Source organism: Janibacter sp. FSL W8-0316, from assembly GCF_038004165.1.
GTDB lineage: Bacteria > Actinomycetota > Actinomycetes > Actinomycetales > Dermatophilaceae > Janibacter > Janibacter indicus.
The window spans coordinates 2,942,952-2,962,461 of sequence record NZ_JBBOQX010000001.1 but is presented as its reverse complement, the minus strand read 5'-3'; the positions used below and the strand labels follow the sequence as shown (position 1 = coordinate 2,962,461).

Sequence of the window (19,510 nt, the reverse complement as noted above, 5' to 3'; positions counted from 1 at the left end):
GCCCCGAGCGAAAGGCTAGGCCTCAGCCCTGCTCGCCGTGCTCGGCCTCGCGGCGCATCCGCTCGCCCTCGGCCCGGGCCGCTGCCTGGTTGCGGGCCAGCTGCTCACGGGCCGCGCGCGTGGGGTCGAGCTCGTGGAGCAGCTCGCGCGCGCGGGCTGCGTGCTTGTGCTCGGTGAGCACCTCGTAGCGCGAGGCGACGACCTGGCTGACCGAGGTGAAGTCGCGCTGGCCGCCTGTGGAGCGGTAGCCGAGCCAGGCCCACACCGCACCGAAGAGCGCGCCCATCGCCATCGTCGAGGCCAGCCGCACGAGCAGGCCCTCGCTGCCCTCGAACATCGCGAAGATCAGGCCGACGAAGACACCGATCCAGATGCCGGAGAGCAGTCCGCCGAGGACGACCTTACCGCTCGTCAGACGCCCGCGGACCCGCTCGACCTGCTTGAGGTCGGTGCCGACGATCATGACGTCCTGGACCGGGAACTCCTTGTCGGCGAGGAAGTCCACCGTGCGCTGGGCCTCGGCATAGCTGTCGTAGGTCGCCAACGACATCGGGTACTCCAGACGCAGGAACTGCTGCATGTGGGCGGCCATACCGGGCTGGGTGCTCATGGGTCCAGTCTCCCACCCGGACCTGTGGGCCCGGTGCACGGGGCGGACAGGACGAAGGGGGCTGACCGTCACCTGCCTCGAGTGACGGCCAGCCCCCTTCGTCGGAGCGAGCGGGTGTCGGTGCCGGCACCGACCCGACATCACCCCTTGAGCTGGTAGTCCTTGAGGATGCTCTTGCCGATGATCATCTTCTGGATCTCGGCGGTGCCCTCACCGATGAGCAGCATCGGGGCCTCGCGGTAGATCCGCTCGATCTCGTACTCCTTGGAGTAGCCGAAGCCGCCGTGGATGCGGAAGGACTGGTTCACCACGTCGTCGCAGTACTCGGCCGCCATGTACTTCGCGATACCGGCCTCGAGGTCGTTGCGCTCGCCCTTGTCCTTCAGACGGGCGGCCTTGACCATCAGCTGGTGCGCGGCCTCGACCTTGCTCGCCATGTCGGCGATACGGAAGAGGATCGCCTGGTGGTCGACGATCTTCTTGCCGAAGGTCTCGCGCTGCTGCGCGTACTGGACACCGAGCTCGAAGGCGCGCATCGCGAGGCCGCAGGCGCGGGCGGCGACGTTGACGCGGCCGACCTCGACGCCGTCCATCATCTGGTAGAAGCCCTTGCCCGGCTCGCCGCCGAGGATCTGGCCGGTCGTCGTCTTGTGGCCCTCGAGGATGAGCTCGGTCGTGTCGACGCCCTTGTAGCCCATCTTCTCGATCTTGCCGGGGACGGTGACGCCCTGGGCGGTCTCGCCGAAGCCCTCGGTCTTGTCGATGAGGAAGGTCGTCATGTTCTTGTGCGGGCTGTCGTGACCGAGGTCGGTCTTGACGAGCACCGCGACGAGGTTGGCGGAGGCACCGTTGGTCAGCCACATCTTCTGGCCGGTGATCGTCCAGTCGTCGCTGTCGCCGTCGCGCACGGCCTTGGTCTTGATGCCGGCGACGTCGGAGCCGAGCCCCGGCTCGCTCATCGAGAAGGCGCCCCGGATCTCACCGGTGGCCATCTTCGGCAGGTAGTGCTGCTTCTGCTCCTCGGTGCCGTGCTTGAGGATCATGTAGGCCACGATGAAGTGGGTGTTGATGATGCCGGAGACCGGCATCCAGCCGCGGGCGATCTCCTCGACGCACAGCGCGTAGGTGAGCAGCGACTCGCCGAGTCCGCCGAACTCCTCGGGGATCATCAGGCCGAAGATCCCCATCTCCTTCATCTGGTCGACGATCTTCTGCGGGTACTCGTCCGCGTGCTCGAGCTCCTGCGCGACCGGGATGATCTGCTCGTCGACGAACTCCTTGACCAGGCCCAGCAGGTCGACCTGCTCCTCGGTCAGTCCGTCGGTCGTCTGCAGTCGGGACATGCGTCCACCTTTGCTCTCGTGGTTCAAGGATCCGAGTCAGTATCCCAGCGCACCCCATCGCCTGCCACGGGGTCTCAGGGTGTCCTCGGCCACGATGCGACCGGCGATCGGAGAGGGGCGAAGGGAGATGTCAGCGCACATCAAGCCGAAGTCAGGAACGACAACCTGCAGCAGCAGACCATCGCAGGACTTCGGCGGGCGCTGACGTCTCCCTTAGCCCGTCGGTGGAAGGTCAGTAGACCTTGACGACGCGCCCGATGGGCGCGAGGTTCTTCCACCAGATGTAGTTGATCGCGCGGTTGCTCAGACGGGCGCAGCCGTGCGACGCGGCGTAGCCCGGGATCGACGGCGAGCCGTGGATCGCGATGCCGCCGTTGAAGTAGCGCGGACGCCACAGCTCACCGAGGGGGGCATTGCGCATGCCGTTGATCGCGCGGTTGAAGCGGAAGGTGCCGCTCGGGGTCGTCGCGTAGAGGTAGCGACCCGAGGCCGACGACCAGTAGCGCTCGCCGTTGCCCGTGCTGGTGTTGAAGACCCACTGGGCCCAGCCCCAGCGCGCGACGATCTGCAGCTGACGGGTCTTGTCGATCTCGAAGGCCGAGGTGGTGCGCGGGCGCGGGGTCCTGGGCTTGTAGATCGCCGACCACGTCTGCGGCCCGACGATGCCGTCGCGGCTCAGGCCGTGCGCCTTCTGCAGGGCCATGACGGCCTGCTGGGTGGTGTCGTCGAAGGTGCCGTTGGCCTGGCGCAGCCAGAAGTGGGCGTCGAGCAGACGCCTCTGCACGTTTTTGACCCACCAGCCGGTGTCGCCCTGACGCAGCTTGTCGGGCCGTGCGGCGCGGGCGTCCTCACCCGCGGTGACGACGAGCCCGCCGGCGACGGCGGTCGCCGCGGCGCCGCGGAAGAGGTCGCGGCGGTCGAGAGAGATGGTGTCCATGGTGTCCCCCTGGTGTGGATGCGCTGTACCCGTGCAGACGCCGGGACCGTCCGTTGGGTTGCGCGCTGATGAGGAAAATATAGCGCGGCCCCCCTGCGTCCCGACATGAAGACATCCCGTGCGTCGCGACGCACGGGATGTCATCGAGGTCGACGGGCTGCGCCCGGGGACGAAGGGAGGGTCAGCCGCGGGCGGCGATCGCCTCGTGGGTCGCGAGCACGCGGCGCGCGATGTCGACGTGGAGGTTTTCGATCATCTTGCCGTTGTGGGTGACCACGCCCTTGCCGGCGCCGTCCTCCCAGGCCTGCAGGACTCCCTTCGCCTCCTCCACGGCCGCCTCGCTCGGGGCGAAGGTGGAGTTGCACACCTCGACCTGGCCGGGGTGGATGAGGGTCTTGCCGTCGAAGCCCATGTCGCGGCCCTGCTCGCACTCGGCCGTGAAGCCCTCGAGGTCCTTGACCGCGTTGTAGACGCCGTCGAGGACCGCGATGCCGGCCTCGCGCGCGGCGAGGAGCGCCCACGACAGCGAGGTGAGGAGCGGGGCGCGGCCGGGCACGTGGTCGGCCTGCAGCTCCTTGACCAGGTCGTTGGTGCCCATGACGAAGGCGACGAGCCGGTCGGACGCCTGCGCGATCTCGCGGATGTTGAAGATCGCGGCGGGCGTCTCGATCATCGCCCAGAGCTTGGTGTGCTCCGGCGCGCCGGCGGCCTCCATCGCCGCGACGAGCTGACGCACCTCGTCGGCGGTGTTGACCTTGGGCACGACGATGCCGTGCGGTCCCGCCTGCGAGGCGGCAGCGATGTCCTCGTCGTGCCACTGGGTGCCGATGCCGTTGACCCGGATCGTCAGCTCGCGCTCGCCGTACTCGCCAGAACGCACCGCGGCGCACGCGGCCTCGCGCGCGGCGGGCTTGTCGTCGGGACCGACGGCGTCCTCGAGGTCGAGGATCAGCGCGTCGACGGGCAGGGTCTTCGCCTTGTCCAGCGCACGGGCGTTGGAGCTCGGCATGTAGAGGACGGAGCGGCGGGGGGTGTAGGTGCTCTCGGTCATGGCTCAGGCCTCCGCGTAGAGCTTGGCGAGGTCGGGGTCGTTGGCGGACAGGCGCTCGGCAAGCTCGAGGATGACCATGCACTGCTTGTAGCTGGCGTCGTCCTCCATCTTGCCGTCGATCATCACGGCGCCACCGCCGCTCGGCATCGCGTCCCGCACCTCGCGGGCGTGGGCGACGTCCTCGGCGCTCGGGCTGAAGACCTTCTTGGCGATGTCGATCTGCACCGGGTGCAGGCTCCACGCCCCGACGCAGCCGAGGAGGAAGGCATTGCGGAACTGGTCCTCGCAGGCCACGACGTCCTTGATGTCGCCGAAGGGGCCGTAGAAGGGGAAGATCCCGTGCATCGCGCAGGCGTCGACCATGCGGGCGATCGTGTAGTGCCACAGGTCCTGCTGGAAGATCGTGCGCTGGCCCTGGTAGTCGGGGGCACCGTCGGCGCCCTTCGTCGGGTCCTGACGCACGAGGTAGCCGGGGTGGCCGCCACCGACGCGGGTCGTCTTCATCCGACGGTCGGCAGCCAGGTCGGCCGGGCCGAGCGAGATGCCCTGCATGCGCGGGCTCGCACCCGCGATGGCCTCGACGTTGGCCATGCCGCGGGCGGTCTCGAGGATCGCGTGGACCATGATCGGGCGCTGCACGCCCCCCTTGGCCTCGAGCTGCGCGAGGAGGCGGTCGACGTAGTGGATGTCCTCGGGGCCCTGCACCTTGGGCACCATGACGACGTCGAGCTTGTCGCCGATCTCGGTGACGAGGGTCGTCAGGTCGTCGAGGACCCACGGGCTGTCGAGGGCGTTGACCCGGGTCCACAGCTGGGTGTGCTCGCCGAAGTCGACGTCCTTGGCGATCTGCACCAGGCCCTCACGCGCGGCCTCCTTCTTGTCCGCAACGACGGCGTCCTCGAGGTTGCCCAGGAGCACGTCGGCGACGCCGACCATGTCGGGGACCTTGGCGGCCATCTTGGGGTTGCTCGGGTCGAAGAAGTGGATCATCCGGCTGGGACGCGCCGGCACCTCGCGGGCCGGGGCGGGCGCCCCGACGGCGAGTGGGGCGAAGAAGTCCTTGGCACTGCGCATGTGTGGCTCGAGTCCTCTCGGGGTGAGCGAAGGGGGGTTCTCGCGCAACCTAGCAAGGCGCCCGGGCGGGCCGATATGACGACCGACACCCGGGCACGCACCTAGGCTGCGGCCATGAGCGAGGTCAACCTCTCCGCCCTGACGACCGAGGCGCTGTCGAAGTCCGACGTGCTGTGGCTGCGCGCGGGCGGGCGCGAGCGGCTCACGTGGTTCGCCACGGGCGAGGACCAGCTCGCCGGTCAGGTACTCCTCGTCTCCGGCGGCCCCGAGGCCGATCTCGGGCCCCTCCCCGAGCAGGTCGAGCTCGTCCTGCGCAGCAAGGGCGACGGTGGCCGGCTGCTCACCCTGCGCGCCCGGGCGCAGTCGATCGCCGTCGGCAACCCGTGGTGGGAGCCCGCCGCCGCTGCGCTGCTCGCGGAGCGGCTCAACGCGCCCGGCGACCTCGTCGACCGCTGGCGCGAGAGCGCCACGCTCTGGCTCCTCTCCCCCTTCGGCACACCGGTGCAGGCCCCCGGCAGCCCCGGTCCCGAGGGCGGGGCGCGCGTCGCGGAGCGGACCACCGCCGGCGCCGCCGCCACCCGGGTGCGCCGCCCGTGGCACCTCGGCGGGCGCGGCACCCGAGGCTGACCGGGACGCTCGCCGCCCGCGGTTACGCTGTCAGGCGTGAGTGCTCCCACCCGGTTCTTCGTCGCCCGCCTGGCGAGCCTCAACGTCTTCGACCCGCTCGGCGACCAGGTCGGCCGGGTCCGCGACGTCGTGGTCACCTTCTCCCCCGCCCGCCGCCCGCGGGTCATCGGCCTGGTCGTCGAGGTCCCCGGCCGGCGACGCGTCTTCGTGCCGATGACGCGGGTGACCTCGGTCGAGGGCGGCCAGGTCATCACGACCGGTCTGGTCAACATGCGCCGCTTCGAGCAGCGGGCCACCGAGACGCTCGTCCTGGCCGACCTGCTCGAGCGGCCGGTCACCGTGCGCACCGACGACGGCGAGGTCGAGGCCACCGTCGAGGACATCGGCGTCGAGCAGTCCGCCAACCGCAGCTGGTTCGTCACCAAGGTCTTCGTCCGCGGTGGGCGCCAGTCCCGCCGTGGCCTCCTCGTGCGGCGAAGGGGGGAGACCTTCACCGTGCCGGTGGAGGACGTCACCGGCCTGTCGGCCTCGGTGAGCGCCGCCCAGCACTCCGCCGTCAAGTTGCTCGAGTCGGTCGAGGACCTCAAGGTCGCCGACCTCGCCGAGGTCGTCGCCGACCTGGCCCCCGAGCGTCGCGAGGCCGTCATCGCCGCCCTCGACAACGACCGTCTGGCCGACATCCTCCAGGAGCTCGGCGACGACGACCAGGCCGAGATCGTCGGGCTGCTCACCCAGGCGCGGGCCGCCGACGTCCTCGAGGCGATGGACCCCGACGACGCCGCCGACCTGCTCTCCGCGCTGCCGCCCGAGCGCGCCGAGACGCTGCTGCAGCTGATGAAACCGGACGACGCCGAGCCGCTGCGTCGACTGCTCAGCTACGACGAGAACACCGCGGGTGGTCTCATGACGACCGACCCCGTCGTGCTCGCGCCCGAGGACACCGTCGCCGAGGCGCTCGCCGTCGTGCGGCGCGAGGAGATCACCGCCGCCCTGGCCGCGACCGTCTACGTCTGCCGCCCGCCGCTCGAGACCCCGACGGGCAAGTACCTCGGCATGATCCACATCCAGCGACTGCTGCGCGAGCCACCCCACGAGAGCATCGGGCGCTACATCGACAAGGCGATCGACCCCCTTCGCCCGGAGGCACCGCTGGGGCAGGTGACGCGCACGCTCGCGACCTACAACCTCATCTCCGCGCCGGTCGTCGACGAGGACGAGCACCTGCTCGGCGTCGTCACGGTCGACGACGTGCTCGACCACATCCTCCCCGAGGACTGGCGCGAGGAGCGCCACGAGGTGACCGATGAGTGACCGCCGCACCACGACCCGCGTCGACACCCCCCAGGAGGTGCGGCGCCAGCTGATCCGCAAGCCGTCGAGCTTCTCGACGGAGGCCTTCGGCGTCATCTCGGAGAAGTTCGCGCGCTTCATGGGCACGCCGCGCTTCCTCATCTGGATGACGGTCTTCGTCGCCGTCTGGCTCGCGTGGAACACCTTCGCCCCCGAGTCGGCGCAGTTCGACCCGCGGGCACTCAACTACACCCTGCTCACGCTCATCCTCTCGCTGCAGGCCTCCTACGCCGCGCCGCTGATCCTGCTCGCGCAGAACCGGCAGGACGACCGCGACCGGGTCGCCCTGGAGCAGGACCGCGTCCAGGCAGAGCGGGCCCTCGCCGACACCGAGTACCTCACCCGCGAGGTCGCCGCACTGCGGCTGGCCCTGCGCGACGCCGCGACCCGCGACTTCATCCGCAGCGAGCTACGCGACCTGCTCGAGGAGCTGGAGACCAAGGGGCTCGAGGTGCGCCAGCGCGAGGAGTCCGGCGACGACGTCGCCGAGCCCAAGCCGCTCTCTCCCTGACCTGCTCCCGGAGACCCTGCCCCGTCTCCCGGCTCCGCTCCCTTCGCCGCCCGCTCCTCCTTGGCCGGGTGCGGCGCGGGCCACACTCCCGGGCGATCTACGATGGGGCAATGGCTTCTTCGCACCCCACGATCACCGATGAGCAGCTGCGCGAGGCGCTGAGCACGGTCATCGACCCCGAGATCCGTCGTCCGATCACCGAGCTCGGCATGGTCGAGACCGCCGCGGTCGACGCCGACGGCCTCGCCACGGCGACCATCCTGCTCACCGTCTCCGGGTGCCCGATGAAGGACACGCTGACGACCGACACGACCAAGGCGCTGGCGGCGATCGAGGGTGTCACCGACGTCAAGGTGACCCTCGGCGTGATGACGGACGAGCAGCGCGCCGAGCTCAAGACGCACCTGCGTGGTGGCCAGGCCGAGAAGGAGATCCCCTTCGCCAAGCCCGGCTCCCTGACTCGCGTCTACGCCATCGCCTCGGGCAAGGGCGGCGTCGGCAAGTCGTCGATCACCGCCAACCTCGCCGCGGCCCTGGCCGCCGAGGGCCTCAAGGTCGGTGTCGTCGACGCCGACATCTACGGCTTCTCCATCCCGCGCATGCTCGGCGTGACGCACCCGCCGACCCAGGTCGACGACATGATCCTGCCGCCGATCGCCTCGGACGTGAAGGTCATCTCGATCGGCATGTTCGTCCCCGGCAACCAGCCGGTCGTCTGGCGCGGCCCGATGCTCCACCGCGCGCTGCAGCAGTTCCTCGGTGACGTCTTCTGGGGCGACCTCGACGTGCTGCTGCTCGATCTGCCCCCGGGCACCGGTGACATCGCGATCTCCATCGCCCAGCTGATCCCCAACAGCGAGATCCTCGTCGTGACCACCCCGCAGCAGGCTGCGGCCGAGGTCGCCGAGCGGGCCGGGTCGATCGCCATGCAGACACACCAGCGGCTCGTCGGCGTCATCGAGAACATGTCGTGGCTCGAGCTTCCCGACGGCTCGCGCCAGGAGCTCTTCGGCTCCGGTGGCGGTCAGACCGTCGCCGACTCGCTGAGCCGCACCGTCGGCGCCGACGTCCCGCTGCTCGGGCAGATCCCGCTCGACGTCTCGCTGCGCGAGGGCTCCGACCACGGCGACCCGGCCGTCATCTCCAACCCCGACGGCCCCGCCGCCGTCGCCCTGCGCGGCATCGCCCGCGGCCTGGCGACCCGCTCGCGCGGCCTGGCCGGCCGCAGCCTCGGCCTCACGCCCACTGGTCGCTGACAGGGGTTGAGGTGGCACCGACCGGATAGGCGGTCACGGGTACCTCCCACCCGCACCATGACGAAGGGGGGCGAGGAGATCACTCTCCTCGCCCCCCTTCGTCATGGTCAGGGCTCAGGTGGCCTCGCGGTCCCAGGGGGTCCCGGCGGGCGCAGCCGACACGGAGGACTCGGGCTCGGCCGCAGCGGTGCTCGCTCGCGACGCCGCGCTGCCCGCCGGCGTGTCGTCGATGCTGAAGGCGTCGTCGAGCGGCTCGAGCAGCGCCTGCTTGACGATCCGCCGCGGGTCGTACTGCCGGGGGTCGTACTGACGCCAGTCGAGGTCGTCGTACTCCGGCCCCATCTGCTCCTTGAGCTGAACCTTGGCGTCGTTGGCCATCCGCCGCGCCCTGACGACGAAGCGCGCCAGCTTGGCGGCGTACTCGGGCAGCTGCTTGGGACCCAGGATGATGAAGGCGAGGACGATGAGGACGAGGAACTCGGTCCCGTGGACGGGCATCGTCAGCTCTCCTCGGCCGCTTCGAGCGTCATGGTCAGCTCCCGCTCCTTGCCGTCACGCCGGATCGTCAGGGTGACCTTGTCCCCCACCGCCTTGGCCCGGATGCGAGTGATCAGCTGGTCGAGGTCGGTGATGCGGCGTCCGTCGAGCTCGGTGATGACGTCGCCGGCCTCGATACCGGCCTTGTCGGCCGGCCCGTCGGGGACCACGGCACGGCCGCCCTGCGCGGCATCGTCCTCGAGGACCTTGGCGCCCTCGCCGTCCCAGCGCCGGTCGAGGCTGACGCCGATGATCGGGTGCTGCGCGCGGCCGGTGGCGATGAGCTGGTCGACGGTGCGCACGACGACGTCGGACGGGATCGCGAAGCCCACCCCGATCGAGCCGCTCGCCTGCTGCTGACCCGGCACCTGCGCGATCGCGGTGTTGACGCCGATGACGTCGCCGTCGCCGTTGAGCAGGGGGCCGCCGGAGTTGCCGGGGTTGATCGCCGCGTCGGTCTGGACAGCGGAGATGAAGGACTCGTCGCCCGCCTCGCCGGCCGTCACCGGCCGCTCGAGCGCCGAGACGATGCCTGCGGTGACCGTCGAGCCGAGCCCGAGCGGGGAGCCGACGGCCACGACCTCGTCGCCGACGGCGACGTCACCGGAGCGGCCGATGTCGAGCGGGTCCAGGTCGGTCGGGTCGACCTTGAGCACGGCCAGGTCGTAGGAGGAGTCCTTGCCGACGACCTTGGCGTCGCGGCGGCTGCCGTCGGTGAGCTCGATGCTCACGCGACCGTCGTCGCCGGCGGCATCGACGACGTGGTGGTTGGTGACGATGTGCCCGCGGTCGTCGTAGACCCAGCCCGAGCCGGTGCCGGCGCCACCGCCACCACTCACCCGGACGGTGACCACGCTGGGCACCGCGTCGGCGGCGATCGCGGCGACCGACCCGTCGGGCCGCTCGGCACTGCCACCGACGCGCTGGACGATCGTCGGGCCGCCCCCGTCGTCGTCCGCCATGCCACCGACGAGTCCGCCGACCCCGCCGGCGACGAGCGCGGCGACGAGGGCCAGCGCCAGCGCGCCGCCCCAGCCGGGACCGCGCCGAGGGCGCTCGGGCTGCGCCGGGGCGAGGTGCTGCCCGGCCTGCTGGTGAGCCGGGTAGGGCTGCGGGCTCGGGGCCTGCGGCTGGTCACCGCCCAGGCTGGCGAAGGGGAGGTAGGGACTCCGCGGCATCGGCTGCGTGTGCGATGCGCCGGGCTGCTCGTCGGCGCTCGCCGCCGCCCGCGGCTCGGGGGCGGCGGGCACCGGCTGAGTCGGCTCGGTGGGCGGGTCCTGCGGACGCGGCCCCTCACCGTGGTGCGGAGAGCTCATGTCTGTAGATCATGCCTTGTCGCCGGGGCTGCCGACTCACAGGGTGCCGGTCACCGGACGGGCGAGCGGGAAGCCGGAGCCGCCCCGCCGGCGGCTCTCGGTGCGGGTGGACGGGGACGGGGCGCGGTGGCTCAGGCTCTCGCGCAGCAGCGATCGCCCGCGGTGGATCCGCGAGCGGACGGTGCCGAGCTTGATGCCGAGGGCGTCCGCCACCTCCTCGTAGGTCAGCCCCTCGATGTCGCACAGGACGACGGCCGCGCGGAACTGCGGGGGCAGGGCGTCGAGGGCGCGTTGGATGTCGGCGTCGAGGTGGTGCTCGAGGACGACCTGCTCGGGCGTGGCGGTGCCGCTGTGCAGCAGCGCCGCGAACTCGTCGGTCAGCGCGTCGAAGCGGATGCGCTGCTTGCGCCGGGCCCTGTCGAGGAAGAGGTTGGTCGTGATGCGGTGCAGCCACCCCTCGAAGGTGCCGGGGGTGTAGCCGTCGAGCGAGCGGAAGACGCGCACGAAGACGTCATGTGTGAGGTCCTCGGCGTCGTGCACGTTGCCGGTGAGCCGGTAGGCCAGCCGGTAGACGCGGGCACTGTGCTCCTCGACGATCTCGGCCCAGGAGGGCGGGGCCCACTCCTGCTCCGGAAGCTCTCGGGCGTCGGTGCTGCTGGTCACCCGACCATGCTCACCCCCCAACCTGAAGGAAGTCTGTGACGGCCCACTCGCGACTAGGGTGGACTCCCATGACCGCCGCCCAGCTCAACAGCCATGCCTACGCCGAGCAGTTCGTCCCCGAGGACGAGAGCTTCGAGGCCGCACGTCGCACCGGGACCGAGCTCGGGGCGGTGCCGATCGGTACGGGCGGAGGCGCCGCCCTTCGCCTGCTCGCCGCGGCCAGCGGGGCCCGGCACGTCGTCGAGGTGGGCACCGGCGCCGGCACCTCCGGCCTGTGGCTGCTCGCCGGGATGCCCGCCGACGGGGTGCTCACCTCGATCGAGATCGAGCCGGAGCACGCGTTGCGGGCCAAGCGCTCCTTCGCCGCCGCCGGCATCGCCCCCCAGCGCACCCGGGTCATCACCGGTCGCGCCGTCGACGTGCTGCCGCGGATGAACGACGCGTCCTACGACCTGGTCCACATCGACGCCGACAAGGAGGGCTACCCGACCTATGTCGAGCACGCGATCCGGCTGCTGCGCCCCGGCGGCGTCCTCGCGATGGACAACATGCTCTGGCACGACAAGGTGGCCGACCCCGCCGCGCGGGACGCGACGACCGTGCTGCTGCGCAACCTGGGCAAACAGCTGCGCGACGACGAGCGGCTCGTCCCGAGCCTGCTGCCGGTGGGCGACGGCATGTTCGCCGCCGTCAAGCGCTGATCCGGCCGGGGGCCGGGCGCGTCAGAGGCTGCCGGGCCCGGGGCCGCGGCGGAACTGCGCCGGCCCCTCGGCGATGGCGACGACCTCGAAGGGCGTGATCTCGATCGGCGCCGAGCCGATGATCCGCGAGCCAGCCGACTCGGTCGCGCTCGCGGTGAACTCCTCGCAGAAGTCGTCCCGGTCCTTGGCGGCGTCGAAGACATAGGTGCCCTCGAACCACTCGCCCTCGCGCATCCGCCATGTCTTGAAGGCCAACCCGTCGAGGAACATGAAGTTGGCCATCGAGGTGCCGACGACGTACTCCCTCAACTGCTCGGCGACGTCACCCGGCGCATCGGTCAGCGACCAGCGGACGGCGAGTCCGTATCCGGCGTTCATGTGGGTCCCCTCGTGGGCTCGGAGCCAAGTCGACATGGTCCGGGCACCGTAGCCAGTGAGTCCGGCGGCCGACAGGTGCGTGTCATCATCCGGGCGTCCACGCACGACGGAGCCCCCGGACGCAGTGCGTCCGGGGGCTCACGTACCGGCGTTACTTCTGCAGACCCTCGCAGTTGTCGATGGCCTCACCCAGGGCGAGGACCTCGTCGGGCTTCATCTCGACGACGAGACGCCCACCGCCCTCCAGGGGCATGCGCAGGACGATGCCGCGACCCTCCTTGACGACCTCGAGAGGACCATCCCCCGTGCGTGGCTTCATTGCCGCCATGTGCGTTCCCTTCGATCAACACCGACCGGTGCCTCACCGGTCGAGCGGCGCAGTCGCGCCGACGCTGGCCCCCATTATCCACCTGTGGAGCGCGCTCGGCCTAATCGCCGTGGGTCACGGCGGCGTGACGTGCCAGGGCACGTAGGGCAGCAGCGCGCACGACCACGTGAGCACCCCGATGACGAGGACACCGAGCACGACGACGGCGCGGCGGCGCCAGTGCGGGACGACCCGACCGCCCGTCGAGGTGCGCATGACGACCGACGCCAGGAGGGCCGCGATCGGGAAGTCGAGCAGGAGGAAGCGCCACATGCTCGTGATCGGCCGCACCACCGCGAAGAGGTACAGCGGGTAGGCCAGCGCCCACATGCGCACCTCGAGCGGGATCCAGCGTCCGTGCCGGCCGAGGACGAGCGCGATGTAGGTCCCGACGAGCGAGACCATGACGACGACGGCGAGCAGGCCGCGCTGCTCCCAGGCCCAGCTGAACCACAGGACGAAGGGCCCCTCGTCGGGGCGCTGCCCCCACGCCGCCTGCACCCGGAAGAAGGCGTCGGGCAGCCCGGAGAGCCAGCCGACGGTGAGCGGCCAGGCGATGCCCGACAGTCCGGTGGCAAGGAGCATGGTCGCGATCCGCAGCCGGTCGTGGCCGAAGGGGGTGACCCCCGCCTCGCGATCATCGCGCCAGCGCAGCCACAGGTGGGCGAGCACGGCCACGCCCAGCGGCGCCGCGACCCCGCGGGTGAAGCCGAGGAGCAGCGCGATGCCGGCCACCACGAGGTAACGGCCGCGCATGAGCATGAGCAGCGCGGCGGCGATGAGGACGGCGGCCAGGGCTTCGGTGTAGGGCAGCACCATGACGCCGGTCGCCGGGTAGAAGCACCACAGGGCGGCGGCGACGAAGGCGAGCCGCTCCCGGGCGGGCTGGCTGTCGGCATGACCGGGGAAGCTCAGGACCTTCCACACGAGGAGGGTCGCGGCGCCGCCGAGGACGAGGTTGAGGGCCACCGCCGACGCGGTGAAGCCGATGCCGGAGTACATGACCAGCCGGACGAGCGCCGGGAAGAGCGGGAAAAAGGCCCAGGCGCTGTAGGTGATCTCGCCGGTCTCGGGGTCGGCGGTCAGCGGGACCGGGTAGCCCTCGGTGACGATCCGGTGGTACCACTGCGTGTCCCACAGGCGGAACATGTCGGCCAGCCCCGGCTCGAGGTGCCCGACCCCCGCCGGCGTCTGGTACCAGCGGGCCGCGACCCACAGCCCCAGGACGGCGACGAGACGCGAGAGTGCGTAGATCGCCAGGAGCGAGCGGACCGGGTGGGCCAGCGCGGCCTCAGTCGTGGTGCGCGCCGTCATCGGTGCGGGCTGCCTCGCGCGCCGACTCGAGCTCGGCGATGCGCTGCTGCAGCCGGTCGAGGACGTCGTCGACCTGGTCCATGCGGTAGCCGCGCAGCGCAGTGTCGAAGCGGACGGCGTCGACGTCCTCGGCCCGGAAGTCACCCGACGGCAGGCCCGGGTCGGGCGCGGACGAGACCGCCTCGGCCATCGGGTCCGGGGTGATCCGCCCGGTGACCGCCGCGGCGATGGCGACGACGACGAGCAGTGCGACGAGGACGAAGAAGATCCAGACCACGGCTACTCCGGCTGCTTGGCGGTCTCGGGCCGCACCCGCTCGGACTCCGCCTTGAGGTACTCGACGGCGTCGACGAGGTCGTCGGTGACGTAGAGACGGTCGATGTCGTCGGGGCTGATCATGCCGCCCTCGAGCACCGAGTCACGCAGCCAGTCGATCAGGCCCTGCCAGTAGTCGGTGCCGATGAGCACGATCGGGAAGCTCGTCACCTTGCCCGTCTGGGCGAGGGTGACCGCCTCGAAGACCTCGTCGAGCGTGCCGAAGCCTCCAGGCAGGACGACGAAGCCCTCGCTGTACTTGACGAACATCGTCTTGCGGGCGAAGAAGTAGCGGAAGTTGATGCCGAGGTCGCAGTAGGGGTTCAGGCCCGCCTCGAAGGGCAGCTCGATCCCCAGACCGACGCTCGTGCCGCCGGCCTCCCTGGCCCCGCGGTTGGCCGCCTCCATCGCGCCCGGACCGCCGCCGGTGATGACGGCGTAGCCGGCCTCGGCGACGAGGCGGCCGAGCTCGATGCCCTGGGCGTAGCGCGGCGAGTCGACCGGGGTGCGGGCGCTGCCGAAGATGCTCACGGCCGGTCCGAGCTCGGCGAGCGCACCGAAGCCCTCGACGAACTCGGCCTGGATGCGCAGCACCCGCCACGGGTCGGTGTGCAGCCAGTCGGCGTGGCCGCGGTCGTCGAGCAGTCGCTGGTCGGTCGTGGACTTGGGCACCTGGCGGCCGCGCATGAGGACCGGGCCCTTGTGGTACCAGCGGTCGGACGCCGGCTGCTTCCCCTGATCAGTCACGTCAGCGACCCTACGCGAGCCACCGCAGGACGGCCGCCTCCGCGGTCTCGATCTGCTCGACCGGGCAGCGCTCCTCGTCGTGGTGGGCGAGGTTGGGGTCGCCGGGACCGAAGTTGACCGCCGGGATGCCCAGCGCGGAGAAGCGGGCCACGTCGGTCCAGCCCTCCTTGGGGCCCACGGGCACGTCGAGGGCCGCGACGAAGGCCTGTGCCGCCGGCAGGTCGAGCCCCGGCCTGGCCCCCTCGGCGACGTCACGCAGGTGCAGCTCGCGGCCGGGCAGCACGGTCTGGACGTAGGCGAGCGCCGCCTCGGTGTCCTTGTCCGGGCTGAAGCGGTAGTTGATCAGGACGCTGCAGCTGTCGGGGATGACGTTGCCGGCGATGCCGCCGCTGATGCCGACCGCCTGCAGCGCCTCGTGGTAGTCGAGCCCGTCGACCGTCACCGTCTGCTCCTCGTGGGCGGCCAGGGCGGCGAGGACCTCGTGGGCGTCGTGGATGGCGTTGTGGCCGTTCCACGGGCGGGCGGAGTGGGCGGCGATGCCCTTGGTGACCACCTCGACGCGCATCGTGCCCTTGCACCCGCCCTCGACGGCCGCGTTGGTCGGCTCGAGCAGGACCGCGAAGTCGGCCGCCAGCAGGTCGGGGTCGGACTCGGCGAGCAGCTGCAGGCCGTTGTAGACCGCGTCGACCTCCTCGGCCTCGTAGAAGAGGAAGGTGATGTCGCGGCTCGGCTCCTCGACCAGCGCCGCCTTGAGCTGGACGGCGACCCCACCCTTCATGTCGACGGTGCCGCGCCCCCAGAGCACGTCGACGCCCCCGACCTGCTCGCGCCGGGTCGGCAGGTTGGCCGGGTCGCTCGTGAGCGGCACCGTGTCGATGTGCCCCGCGAGGACCACCCGCTCGTCCCGTCCGAAGTCGGTGCGCGCGATGACGGTGTTGCCCCGCCGGACCACCTCGAGATGACGAAGGGGGCGTAGCGCCGCCTCGATCGCGTCGGCGATGGCCGCCTCGTCGTGGCTCACGGACTCGATGTCGCACAGCTGCTGGGTGAGGGTCACGACGTCGGCGGTCAGGTCCAGGGTCGGCATGCCGCCACCCTACGACCGCCCGCGCCCGCTCCCCCGCTGGGTCGATGTACGGGGGGAGCCCCAACGCACCCGGACACATCGACCCAACCCCCACGCCGTTTCGTAGGATTCGGCCCATGACGACGACGCGCGCAGCCTGGGGCCACGGAGTGGCCACCGTGACGACCGAGGGCACGGTCCTCGACACCTGGTACCCGCAGCCCGCCCTCGGCGAGGCCCCCGAGGCGACCCAGGTCCCCGAGGAGCTGCTCGCGCTGGCGGGCGAGGACGAGGCCCGCGGCGTGCGCACCGAGGTCGTCACCGTCGCCATCGACCTCGACGCCGCCCCAGAGGGCGCCTCCGACGCCTACCTGCGCCTGCACCTGCTCTCGCACCGGCTCGTCCAGCCCAACTCGATCAACCTCGACGGCCTCTTCGGCCAGCTGAGCAATGTCGTGTGGACCAACCACGGCCCGTGCGCGGTCGAGGGCTTCGAGACCACCCGCGCCCGGCTGCGCGCCCGCGGCCCGGTCCAGGTGACGAGCATCGACAAGTTCCCCCGCCTCACCGACTACGTGACCCCCTCCGGCGTGCGCATCGGCGACGCCGACCGGGTCCGCCTCGGCGCCCACCTCGCCTCCGGCACGACCGTCATGCACGAGGGCTTCGTCAACTTCAACGCCGGCACCCTCGGCACCTCGATGGTCGAGGGCCGCATCAGCCAGGGCGTCGTCGTCGGCGACGGCTCCGACATCGGCGGCGGCGCGTCGACCATGGGCACCCTCTCCGGCGGCGGCACCGAGCGGGTCTCCATCGGCGAGCGCTGCCTCGTCGGCGCCGAGGCCGGCGTGGGCATCGCCCTGGGCGACGACTGCGTCGTCGAGGCCGGCCTCTACGTGACCGCGGGGACCAAGGTCACGCTGCCCGACGGCGCCGTCGTCAAGGCGGCCGAGCTCTCCGGCCGCAGCGGCCTGCTCTTCGTGCGCAACTCCGTGACCGGCACCGTCGAGGCCCGCGACCGCACGGGTGACGGCATCGCGCTCAACGACGCGCTCCACGCCAACGACTGACGTGCCCAGGGCCGAGCACCCACCGCTGCCCGACGACTCCGGACCGCGCTGGTCCGGGGTCGTCGCGCTCGTGTGCGTGCTCGCGCTCGTCGTCGGGGTCGGCGCCTGGTACGCCCGCGACCGGATCGGCCTCTTCCTCGGCGAGCAGTGCAGCGCGACCGCCCTCGGCGAGACGGTGACCTTCGCGCCCGACCAGATGCACCACGCGAGCACGATCGTGCTCCTGGGGGTCAAGCGTGGCCTGCCCGCCCGCGCCGGCACCATCGGCATCGCCACGGCGATCCAGGAGTCGAAGCTGCGCAACCTCTCCTACGGCGACCGCGACTCCGTCGGCCTCTTCCAGCAGCGGCCGAGCCAGGGCTGGGGCACCGCCGAGCAGCTGCAGGAGCCGGTCTACGCGACCAATGCCTTCTACGACGCCCTGATCAAGGTCGACGGGTGGCAGCAGATGGTCATCACCGAGATCGCCCAGGAGGTCCAGCGCAGCGGCTACCCCGAGGCCTACGCCGACCACGAGCACGAGGGCCGGGCGATCGCCTCCGCCCTGAGCGGCCACTCCCCCGAAGGCTTCGTCTGCCGCCTCGACGGACCCACGGCCGCCGGCCGACCCGACCGCTTCGTCGCGGCGCTCGATGAGGAGACCGGGCACTCCGGCACCGCCGACGGCCAGACGATCAGCATCACCGCCGCGGACTCCCGCCACGCGTGGGCGGTCGGCTCGTGGTCCGTCGGCCAGGCCAAGGCCCGCAACGTCGTGCGGGTGCAGGTCGGCAACCGCGAGTGGGTCCGTGGCTCCGGGGACGACGCGATGCAGTGGCGCGACGCCGACGAGCCGATCGAGGACACCCGCGTCGTCGTCACCCTCCACGACGGCTGAGCGGACCTTCCCCTTCGCCCGCCGTTGCGGGCCCGGCACGCAGCGACCCCCTCCGCCCGGATGGACGAAGGGGGTCGAACTCACGTGCTGCGGGTGGGGTCAGCGGCCCTCGATGCCCACGTAGTCACGCTCGGTCGGGCCGGTGTAGATCTGGCGCGGACGGCCGATCTTGGTGTCCTTGTCCTCGATCATCTCGCGCCACTGGGCGATCCAGCCCGGGAGGCGACCGATGGCGAAGAGGACGGTGAACATCTTCGGCTGGAAGCCCATGGCCGTGTAGATCAGGCCGGTGTAGAAGTCCACGTTGGGGTAGAGCTTGCGCTCGACGAAGTAGTCGTCGGCCAGCGCGATCTCCTCGAGCTTCATGGCGATCTCGAGCTGCTCGTCGCCGCCCATCTTCTCGAGGATGGTGTGCGCGGTGTCCTTGACGATCGCCGCGCGCGGGTCGTAGCTCTTGTAGACGCGGTGGCCGAAGCCCATGAGGCGGACGCCGTCCTCCTTGTTCTTGACCTTCTTCATGAAGGTCTCGGCGCCGTCGTCGGAGGCCTGGATCTGCTGGAGCATCTCCAGGACCGCCTGGTTGGCGCCGCCGTGCAGCGGGCCGGAGAGGGCGTGGATGCCCGCGGAGACGGAGTTGAAGAGGTTGGCGTGGGCCGACCCGACGAGGCGCACCGTCGACGTCGAGCAGTTCTGCTCGTGGTCGGCGTGCAGGATGAAGAGCTGGTCGAGCGCGCGCACGATCTCGGGGTCGAGGTCGTAGGGCTCGGCCGGGAAGCCGAAGGTCATCCGGAGGAAGTTCTCCGTCAGGCTCAGCGAGTTGTCCGGGTAGAGGAAGGGCTGCCCGACGCTCTTCTTGTGCGCGTAGGCGGCGATCGTCGGCAACTTCGCCAGGAGGCGGATCGTCGAGATCTCGACGTGCTCCGGGTCGAAGGGGTCGAGGCTGTCCTGGTAGAAGGTGCCCAGCGCGGAGACGGCCGAGGACAGGACCGGCATCGGGTGCGCGTCGCGCGGGAAGCCGTTGAAGAAGGCCTTGAGGTCCTCGTGGAGCATCGTGTGGCGCGAGATGCGCTCCTCGAAGTCGCCGAGCTGGTCGGCCGTCGGCAGCTCGCCGTAGATCAGCAGGTAGGCGACCTCGGTGAAGGTCGACTTGCTCGCCAGCTGGTCGATCGGGTAGCCGCGGTAGCGCAGGATCCCGGCGTCACCGTCGATGTAGGTGATGTCGCTCTTGCAGGAGGCGGTGTTGACGAAGCCCACGTCGAGCGTGGTGTTGCCCGTCTCCTTCATCAGCGTGGAGATGTTGTAGCCGTCATTGCCCTCGGAGGCCTTGACGAGGGGGAACGTCAGGTCCTTGCCCGCGGCGGAGAAGGTGGCGTCATCGGTCATGGAGGTCATCAGCCCTT

General features: G+C 71.0%; 22 protein-coding genes. 7 read left to right on the top strand and 15 right to left on the bottom strand.

The window, feature by feature from the left end:
- Nucleotides 1–22: 22 nt before the first annotated feature.
- The 5 genes from NYE39_RS14620 to NYE39_RS14600 form a co-directional block, all read right to left on the bottom strand.
- The gene (locus NYE39_RS14620; protein ID WP_341013088.1) at nt 23–610 is read right to left on the bottom strand and encodes a general stress protein; all 588 of its coding nucleotides are present in this window, start codon (nt 608–610) and stop codon (nt 23–25) included.
- A 140-nt stretch (nt 611–750) separates the two neighbouring features.
- Nucleotides 751–1,953, bottom strand: a complete 1,203-nt coding sequence (locus NYE39_RS14615; protein WP_341013087.1) for an acyl-CoA dehydrogenase family protein — start codon at nt 1,951–1,953, stop codon at nt 751–753.
- A gap of 232 nt (nt 1,954–2,185) precedes the next feature.
- Nucleotides 2,186–2,890, bottom strand: a complete 705-nt coding sequence (locus NYE39_RS14610; protein WP_084450099.1) for a L,D-transpeptidase family protein — start codon at nt 2,888–2,890, stop codon at nt 2,186–2,188.
- A 181-nt stretch (nt 2,891–3,071) separates the two neighbouring features.
- Nucleotides 3,072–3,941: an HpcH/HpaI aldolase/citrate lyase family protein gene (locus NYE39_RS14605; RefSeq protein WP_341013085.1), complete on the bottom strand. Its 870-nt coding sequence runs from the start codon at nt 3,939–3,941 to the stop codon at nt 3,072–3,074.
- A 3-nt stretch (nt 3,942–3,944) separates the two neighbouring features.
- Entirely contained in the window at nt 3,945–5,015 is a 1,071-nt protein-coding gene (locus NYE39_RS14600; RefSeq protein ID WP_341013084.1) for an HpcH/HpaI aldolase/citrate lyase family protein, read from the bottom strand.
- A 114-nt stretch (nt 5,016–5,129) separates the two neighbouring features.
- On the opposite strand from NYE39_RS14600, the gene NYE39_RS14595 reads away from it, so the two are divergent.
- The 4 genes from NYE39_RS14595 (at nt 5,130) to NYE39_RS14580 (ending at nt 8,759) form a co-directional block, all read left to right on the top strand.
- Complete coding sequence (locus tag NYE39_RS14595; RefSeq protein WP_341013083.1) at nt 5,130–5,642, top strand: hypothetical protein; 513 nt, start codon at nt 5,130–5,132, stop codon at nt 5,640–5,642.
- Nucleotides 5,643–5,678: 36 nt separating this feature from the next.
- A complete protein-coding gene (locus tag NYE39_RS14590; protein WP_192911527.1) occupies nt 5,679–6,953 on the top strand; it encodes a magnesium transporter MgtE N-terminal domain-containing protein in 1,275 nt (424 codons plus the stop codon).
- Complete coding sequence (locus NYE39_RS14585) at nt 6,946–7,503, top strand: DUF1003 domain-containing protein (RefSeq protein WP_192911526.1); 558 nt, start codon at nt 6,946–6,948, stop codon at nt 7,501–7,503. Before NYE39_RS14590 ends, NYE39_RS14585 begins: the two co-directional genes overlap by 8 nt.
- A 110-nt stretch (nt 7,504–7,613) precedes the next feature.
- The gene (locus tag NYE39_RS14580) at nt 7,614–8,759 is read left to right on the top strand and encodes an Mrp/NBP35 family ATP-binding protein (RefSeq protein ID WP_072623879.1); all 1,146 of its coding nucleotides are present in this window, start codon (nt 7,614–7,616) and stop codon (nt 8,757–8,759) included.
- Nucleotides 8,760–8,873: 114 nt separating this feature from the next.
- Here NYE39_RS14580 and NYE39_RS14575 read toward each other — a convergent pair whose 3' ends face one another.
- From NYE39_RS14575 to sigE, 3 genes are read right to left on the bottom strand one after another with little or no spacing between them, the layout of a single operon-like run.
- Nucleotides 8,874–9,257 carry a hypothetical protein gene (locus NYE39_RS14575; protein WP_341013082.1) on the bottom strand — a complete coding sequence of 128 codons (384 nt, stop codon included), beginning with the start codon at nt 9,255–9,257 and terminating at the stop codon, nt 8,874–8,876.
- 2 nt (nt 9,258–9,259) lie between these two features.
- The gene (locus tag NYE39_RS14570; RefSeq protein WP_341013081.1) at nt 9,260–10,612 is read right to left on the bottom strand and encodes a S1C family serine protease; all 1,353 of its coding nucleotides are present in this window, start codon (nt 10,610–10,612) and stop codon (nt 9,260–9,262) included.
- 36 nt (nt 10,613–10,648) lie between these two features.
- Entirely contained in the window at nt 10,649–11,275 is a 627-nt protein-coding gene (gene sigE / locus NYE39_RS14565; protein WP_192911523.1) for an RNA polymerase sigma factor SigE, read from the bottom strand.
- Between the two features lie 68 nt (nt 11,276–11,343).
- On the opposite strand from sigE, the gene NYE39_RS14560 reads away from it, so the two are divergent.
- Complete coding sequence (locus NYE39_RS14560) at nt 11,344–11,976, top strand: O-methyltransferase (RefSeq protein ID WP_072623875.1); 633 nt, start codon at nt 11,344–11,346, stop codon at nt 11,974–11,976.
- Between the two features lie 21 nt (nt 11,977–11,997).
- Here the strand turns inward: NYE39_RS14560 and NYE39_RS14555 are convergent, their stop codons facing one another.
- The 6 genes from NYE39_RS14555 to dapE form a co-directional block, all read right to left on the bottom strand.
- Nucleotides 11,998–12,390 carry a hypothetical protein gene (locus NYE39_RS14555; protein ID WP_226282982.1) on the bottom strand — a complete coding sequence of 131 codons (393 nt, stop codon included), beginning with the start codon at nt 12,388–12,390 and terminating at the stop codon, nt 11,998–12,000.
- Between the two features lie 115 nt (nt 12,391–12,505).
- Complete coding sequence (locus NYE39_RS14550; protein ID WP_007923758.1) at nt 12,506–12,682, bottom strand: DUF3117 domain-containing protein; 177 nt, start codon at nt 12,680–12,682, stop codon at nt 12,506–12,508.
- Nucleotides 12,683–12,796: 114 nt separating this feature from the next.
- The gene (locus tag NYE39_RS14545) at nt 12,797–14,035 is read right to left on the bottom strand and encodes a hypothetical protein (protein ID WP_341013080.1); all 1,239 of its coding nucleotides are present in this window, start codon (nt 14,033–14,035) and stop codon (nt 12,797–12,799) included.
- The gene (locus NYE39_RS14540; protein ID WP_223277767.1) at nt 14,013–14,312 is read right to left on the bottom strand and encodes a DivIVA domain-containing protein; all 300 of its coding nucleotides are present in this window, start codon (nt 14,310–14,312) and stop codon (nt 14,013–14,015) included. Before NYE39_RS14540 ends, NYE39_RS14545 begins: the two co-directional genes overlap by 23 nt.
- A gap of 2 nt (nt 14,313–14,314) precedes the next feature.
- Nucleotides 14,315–15,097 (bottom strand): LOG family protein, encoded by a 783-nt coding sequence (locus tag NYE39_RS14535; protein WP_072623871.1) that lies wholly within the window; start codon nt 15,095–15,097, stop codon nt 14,315–14,317.
- Between the two features lie 10 nt (nt 15,098–15,107).
- Nucleotides 15,108–16,184 (bottom strand): succinyl-diaminopimelate desuccinylase, encoded by a 1,077-nt coding sequence (dapE, locus tag NYE39_RS14530; RefSeq protein ID WP_192911522.1) that lies wholly within the window; start codon nt 16,182–16,184, stop codon nt 15,108–15,110.
- A gap of 116 nt (nt 16,185–16,300) precedes the next feature.
- On the opposite strand from dapE, the gene dapD reads away from it, so the two are divergent.
- Together dapD and NYE39_RS14520 are read left to right on the top strand one after the other, a co-directional pair.
- Nucleotides 16,301–17,233, top strand: a complete 933-nt coding sequence (gene dapD, locus NYE39_RS14525) for a 2,3,4,5-tetrahydropyridine-2,6-dicarboxylate N-succinyltransferase (protein ID WP_341013079.1) — start codon at nt 16,301–16,303, stop codon at nt 17,231–17,233.
- A gap of 1 nt (nt 17,234) precedes the next feature.
- The gene (locus tag NYE39_RS14520; protein WP_341013078.1) at nt 17,235–18,110 is read left to right on the top strand and encodes a hypothetical protein; all 876 of its coding nucleotides are present in this window, start codon (nt 17,235–17,237) and stop codon (nt 18,108–18,110) included.
- A gap of 99 nt (nt 18,111–18,209) precedes the next feature.
- On the opposite strand, the gene NYE39_RS14515 is transcribed toward NYE39_RS14520, so the two are convergent.
- Nucleotides 18,210–19,493, bottom strand: a complete 1,284-nt coding sequence (locus NYE39_RS14515) for a citrate synthase (RefSeq protein ID WP_072626108.1) — start codon at nt 19,491–19,493, stop codon at nt 18,210–18,212.
- Between the last annotated feature and the right edge of the window lie 17 nt (nt 19,494–19,510).

Coding starts and splice junctions, on each gene's coding strand:
- NYE39_RS14620 (WP_341013088.1), bottom strand. CDS start 610: ATGAGCACCCAGCCCGGTATGGCCGCCCACATGCAGCAGTTCCTGCGT.
- NYE39_RS14615 (WP_341013087.1), bottom strand. CDS start 1,953: ATGTCCCGACTGCAGACGACCGACGGACTGACCGAGGAGCAGGTCGAC.
- NYE39_RS14610 (WP_084450099.1), bottom strand. CDS start 2,890: ATGGACACCATCTCTCTCGACCGCCGCGACCTCTTCCGCGGCGCCGCG.
- NYE39_RS14605 (WP_341013085.1), bottom strand. CDS start 3,941: ATGACCGAGAGCACCTACACCCCCCGCCGCTCCGTCCTCTACATGCCG.
- NYE39_RS14600 (WP_341013084.1), bottom strand. CDS start 5,015: ATGCGCAGTGCCAAGGACTTCTTCGCCCCACTCGCCGTCGGGGCGCCC.
- NYE39_RS14595 (WP_341013083.1), top strand. CDS start 5,130: ATGAGCGAGGTCAACCTCTCCGCCCTGACGACCGAGGCGCTGTCGAAG.
- NYE39_RS14585 (WP_192911526.1), top strand. CDS start 6,946: ATGAGTGACCGCCGCACCACGACCCGCGTCGACACCCCCCAGGAGGTG.
- NYE39_RS14580 (WP_072623879.1), top strand. CDS start 7,614: ATGGCTTCTTCGCACCCCACGATCACCGATGAGCAGCTGCGCGAGGCG.
- NYE39_RS14575 (WP_341013082.1), bottom strand. CDS start 9,257: ATGCCCGTCCACGGGACCGAGTTCCTCGTCCTCATCGTCCTCGCCTTC.
- NYE39_RS14570 (WP_341013081.1), bottom strand. CDS start 10,612: ATGAGCTCTCCGCACCACGGTGAGGGGCCGCGTCCGCAGGACCCGCCC.
- NYE39_RS14560 (WP_072623875.1), top strand. CDS start 11,344: ATGACCGCCGCCCAGCTCAACAGCCATGCCTACGCCGAGCAGTTCGTC.
- NYE39_RS14555 (WP_226282982.1), bottom strand. CDS start 12,390: ATGTCGACTTGGCTCCGAGCCCACGAGGGGACCCACATGAACGCCGGA.
- NYE39_RS14550 (WP_007923758.1), bottom strand. CDS start 12,682: ATGGCGGCAATGAAGCCACGCACGGGGGATGGTCCTCTCGAGGTCGTC.
- NYE39_RS14545 (WP_341013080.1), bottom strand. CDS start 14,035: ATGACGGCGCGCACCACGACTGAGGCCGCGCTGGCCCACCCGGTCCGC.
- dapE (WP_192911522.1), bottom strand. CDS start 16,184: ATGCCGACCCTGGACCTGACCGCCGACGTCGTGACCCTCACCCAGCAG.
- dapD (WP_341013079.1), top strand. CDS start 16,301: ATGACGACGACGCGCGCAGCCTGGGGCCACGGAGTGGCCACCGTGACG.
- NYE39_RS14515 (WP_072626108.1), bottom strand. CDS start 19,493: ATGACCGATGACGCCACCTTCTCCGCCGCGGGCAAGGACCTGACGTTC.